A 4,993-nucleotide genomic window follows, 5' to 3' on the forward strand; every position below is an offset into this window, starting at 1 on the left:
TTTGGCTCTTTTTATTTTGAAAAAGTTTTAACTTTGTAAATTTGTGTTTTACTGTCCTACCCTACCCCTACAGGGATTGTTGTTAGTTATGCAAGATTGCTAGCTGGTGTTACTTTACATTTTATTTTACATGTTTTTTATAAGATATTTTGCGCATTTGGTGTAAAAGGGGTCACTAAACGGAATGATCATTATCTCGATTTCTCACAGCTTTATTGTTCTCAGCTTTTTCAATATGATAAAACTGTATGAAGCACAGTCGAGGGAACGACAAATTAGAAAACAGAATGAACATATGTTGATGCTCATTTCCAATTTATATGAGGAATCGGTTCTTTTAAAAAAACGCTGCAAAAAAAGTTCCCGTATTTTTTGTAGTTTTTCGTCTGATTCTGTAGTTCGAATTATATCATTATCAATAACAGTTATGGAAGCGCTTTCAAATAGTTGGAAACGTAGAAATCCATAGACAGTATGCAAAGCGACACGAAAAGTTTTCTGGAGTATGTCCGGATATCTCTTTTGCGATCCTTCCACCGTAATAAAACTATAGAAAGCGAGGTTAAACCTTGATGGTTCAAAGGATGATACAAGAGGAAAAACGTCAATTACGCGACCTGCAGATGGATTGCCTGGATGAATGGGTCACGCATTACCGTTCCTTTAGCGGTGAAGGACAATGTGCAGCCTATATTCCTGCGCTGGAAAAAGCAAATCCCTTTGACTTAGGCATTTGCATCATAGGGCCTGGTGGAACGGTAATAAAATCTGGCGATTGGCACGTCTCTTTTACTTTGCAAAGCATCTCAAAAGTGATCAGCTTTATCGCTGCCTGTCTGGGCCGTGGTATTTCTTATGTATTAGAACGAGTAGATGTTGAACCGACAGGAGACCCCTTTAACTCGATTATTCGTTTAGAAATGCATAAACCAGGGAAGCCATTTAACCCGATGATCAACGCTGGAGCGATTACGGTAGCTTCCCTTCTTCCTGGGGAGTCACCACAAAATAAAATAGAATCTCTATGCACAATAATAGAAAGCATTGTGGGAAAACGGCCAACGATTAATGAAGCCGTTTTCCAATCTGAGTGGCAAACGGCTCATCGAAATAGAGCGTTAGCCTACTATTTAAAAGAGACGGGCTTTTTAGAAGTAGAGGTTGAGGAAGCCTTAGAGATTTATCTGAAGCAATGTGCGATCGAGGTAAATGCAGAAGACATCGCGATGATTGGGTTAATTCTTGCTCATGATGGATACCATCCTCTCCGCAATGAACAAATTATTCCGAAAGAAGTAGCTAGATTAACGAAAAGTTTAATGCTCACGTGTGGAATGTATAATGCTTCTGGCAAATTTGCCGCTTTTGTCGGAATACCAGCAAAGAGTGGTGTATCTGGAGGTATTATGGCGCTCGTACCCCCAAGGAGCCGGCAAGAAGTACCTTTTCCAAATGGATGTGGTATCGGTATTTATGGACCGGCTATTGATGAATATGGAAATAGCCATGCAGGTGTAATGTTACTAAGGCACATTGCGGAAAAATGGGATTTAAGTATTTTCTAAAAGAATTATGGTAAACACTTCAAGGATCTTTTGCCTCATTTTTGGCATTTGAAATAGATTGGTACATTTATTGATGTATAGGAGGATTGTAAAATGAAGGAAGTTATCAACTGGCTTACAACAGACTTTAGTAATTTTCTTTGGAGTTATGTACTCATTATTATGCTTATTGGTATCGGGCTTTACTTCACATTCAGGACAAAGTTTGTCCAATTTCGCATGATCGGTGAAATGTTCCGCCTGTTAGGGGAGGGAGCAGCATCTTCTTCTGAAAAGAAAGGTGTCTCATCATTTCAGGCATTCTGTATAAGCACAGCTTCCCGTGTAGGTACGGGCAACCTGGCAGGTGTAGCTCTGGCGATTACAGTCGGTGGGCCGGGCTCTGTTTTCTGGATGTGGTTAATTGCCCTTATCGGTTCTGCGACCGCTTTCGTAGAAGCGACCCTGGCGCAAATTTATAAAGTTAGGGATAAAGATACAAATATATTCCGGGGCGGACCGGCTTATTATATGGAAAAAGCATTGAAAGCCCGCTGGATGGGTGTTCTCTTTGCAATTATCATCACCATAACATTCGGTCTTGCGTTTAACTCTGTACAAGCGAATACGATAACGAGCGCTTTTAACAATGCATTTGGATTCGATCCGGTATGGACAGGCCTTATCATTACTGCTGTAACTGCGGTTATTATCTTTGGCGGTATTAAACGAATTGCGAAATTTGCCGAATGGGTGGTCCCACCTATGGCTGGTATGTACATCCTTATTGCAATCTATATCGTTGCAAAAAATTTCGGGGAACTTCCTACCGTGTTCTCACTTATTTTCAGCAATGCGTTTGGTTTAAATGAAGCTGTCGGCGGAGGACTTGGAGCCGCAATGATGTATGGGATAAAACGAGGTCTTTTCTCTAACGAAGCTGGTATGGGTAGTGCGCCAAACGCTGCAGCAACTGCAGATGTGAGCCACCCTGTTAAGCAAGGGCTTATCCAGGCACTTGGCGTGTTCGTCGATACACTTGTGATTTGCAGCTGTACAGCATTTATTATTTTATTGTCAGGCGTTTATAAATCATCCGAATCTGACGGTATCATCCTTACACAGTCAGCGCTAAGTTCTGAAATGGGATCCTGGGCCACTATTTTTGTCGCCATTATCATTTTGCTGTTTGCGTTCAGCTCTATTGTCGGCAACTACTACTATGGTGAATCGAACATTGAATTTATTAGTAAAAATAAAACATGGTTAGTTATTTACCGTATCGCAGTAATTGGCATGGTTATGTTTGGCTCATTAGCCCAGCTTGCAACCGTTTGGAGCTTAGCCGACGTATTCATGGGCATTATGGCCATCATTAACTTGATTGCGATTGTGTTACTTGGCAAGATTGCTTTTGCCGCATTGGGTGATTACATGAAACAGAAGAAAGCAGGCAGAAACCCTGTCTTTCACGTTTCTAACATTCCTGGTCTAAAGAATGTAGAATGCTGGGGAGTCGATGAAAAACAATCTTTAAAGAAGGATGCGTAAAAAACAACTAAGACATTCATATGGAAGTTAGAAGAGTGGTAAAGTTAGATGGTAAAAATGTTAAGGGAACCAATTCTAACTGGATATTATATACTTTTAAATAATGTAATTCTTTACAGGATATTTTTGTGGGGCAACCTTTGGAAGTATTAATGAGTTGCCCCGATTATTCAAACTTCATTTTTTAGGTGATAACAAATTGACCACTGACCACAAGATGACCACACACTTAAGTAATTTATATGAATTTAGTGCACTTCAATATAAGAATAAATTCTCATATGTATAGATAAATATAATCCTCATACTTTCTTAATGGTTTGATTAGTGAAATTAAGGGTCCTACCACATGCCTATCAAGCTAAGTTTAAACAATACCTTCTGAAAAGCTGGCAGTTGCCGGCTTTTTTGCTGCATTTTCAGTGTGAGCTAACGGGGCAGCATTCCTGTTAGAAGGATCGGGGTCTTGAAAGAAAAAGAGCCCTCTTGTATGATGCATGAGTGTCAACGACCATTGACCCAGCATCAAACAAGGAGGACTTCTCTATGCAGTTTAAATGGAATGAAAAAATTAATCAAGTACTGAAAATACACTCGTTGTTGGTATGGATATTGCCAAGCGTGTTCATTATGCTTGTTTTGTTGATGAACGAGGGCGCGTGATAGAAAAAGCCTTCGCAGTACATCAATCAAAAGAGGGCTTTGAACACCTGTATGAAAAGATTCGTCAAATAATGAAGGAAGCTAAGAAAACAGAAGTAATTGTTGGAATTGAGCCAACAGGCCACTACTGGATGAACTTAGCCAATTTCTTAGATCATTATGGCATACCACTAGTCATGGTGAATCCAATGCATGTCAAACGATCGAAGGAACTGGACGATAATTTACCGACAAAGAACGATAAAAAAGATGCATTAGTCATCGCTCGTTTATTGAAAGATGGACGTTTTAGCTATCCACGTTTATTAAAAGAAGTAGAAGCAGAACTTCGTATCGGATCTACTCTTCGTTCAAAGTTAACGGAAGATTTAGCGAGTATTAAAAACCGAATCATTCGTTGGCTTGATCGATATTTTCCTGAGTTTACTCAAGTCTTTCCGGCTTTCGGAAAGATGGCTCTAGCTACATTGGAAATGACTCCGTTGCCACAGGATATCGATGGAAAAAGTGCTGAGGAGCTTGTCTTTCTTTACCGTAAGGTAAAGGGAATGAGAGCCCCACAGCTACCAAAAGCACAGCTACTCATTGAAGCAGCGACGAACTCCATTGGACTGACAGAAGGACACAGATGGCCCGACATGAAATTGCCACGCTCCTGCGTCAGTATCGCTTACTAGAAAACGAAATTGAATCTGTGAATAGTCAATTATCCGAAATGGCCCAAACAACTATGGAATATGAGCTACTTGCTTCAGTTCCTGGATTAGGAGATGCAACCATTGTTGATTTGCTTTCAGAAGTTGGAAGCTTTTCACTTTATGAAAATCCACGCCAATTGATTAAACTAGCGGGATTAACATTACGGGAAAACTCATCTGGTCAGCATAAGGGGCAAAAACATATCTCTAAACGAGGAAGAAAGCGACTTAGATATATTCTTTTCAAAGTAATAGTACCACTCATTCGTCACAACGAGGGGTTTAAACAGCTTCATGAATATTACACAACACGCCAACAAAATCCCTTACGCGGAAAGCAATCGATGGTGGTACTCTGTGGTAAGTTGTTGAAAGTATTGCATGGTATTTGTAAAAAGAAAGTCCATTTTAATGAGCAGAATATGATGAAGGATCTCTACTGCCTCTCAGAGGCAGCGTAAGCATTTCTAACTATCGATTTATACAAGAAGGATGACACGGAGAAGCCAGCAACATTACTAAACTAAGACCAAGAGT

Annotated in this window: 2 protein-coding genes and 2 pseudogenes; all 4 read left to right on the forward strand. The window is 40.1% G+C overall.

What is annotated here, in order from left to right:
- Positions 1-172 precede the first annotated feature (172 nt).
- Positions 173-370 (forward strand): annotated as a pseudogene (locus tag ADA55_RS29280) (ATP-binding protein); the annotation flags it as partial.
- Between the two features lie 214 nt (positions 371-584).
- A complete protein-coding gene (locus ADA55_RS09355) occupies positions 585-1,565 on the forward strand; it encodes a glutaminase (RefSeq protein ID WP_048682484.1) in 981 nt (326 codons plus the stop codon).
- A gap of 93 nt (positions 1,566-1,658) precedes the next feature.
- Positions 1,659-3,095, forward strand: a complete 1,437-nt coding sequence (locus ADA55_RS09360) for an alanine/glycine:cation symporter family protein (protein WP_048682481.1) — start codon at positions 1,659-1,661, stop codon at positions 3,093-3,095.
- A 546-nt stretch (positions 3,096-3,641) separates the two neighbouring features.
- Positions 3,642-4,917: pseudogene (locus ADA55_RS09365) on the forward strand (IS110 family transposase).
- Positions 4,918-4,993 lie beyond the last annotated feature (76 nt).

Source organism: Bacillus sp. 220_BSPC (genome assembly GCF_001054655.1).
GTDB classification, from domain to species: domain Bacteria; phylum Bacillota; class Bacilli; order Bacillales; family DSM-1321; genus Peribacillus; species Peribacillus frigoritolerans.

Coding starts and splice junctions, on each gene's coding strand:
- ADA55_RS09355 (WP_048682484.1), top strand. CDS start 585: ATGATACAAGAGGAAAAACGTCAATTACGCGACCTGCAGATGGATTGC.
- ADA55_RS09360 (WP_048682481.1), top strand. CDS start 1,659: ATGAAGGAAGTTATCAACTGGCTTACAACAGACTTTAGTAATTTTCTT.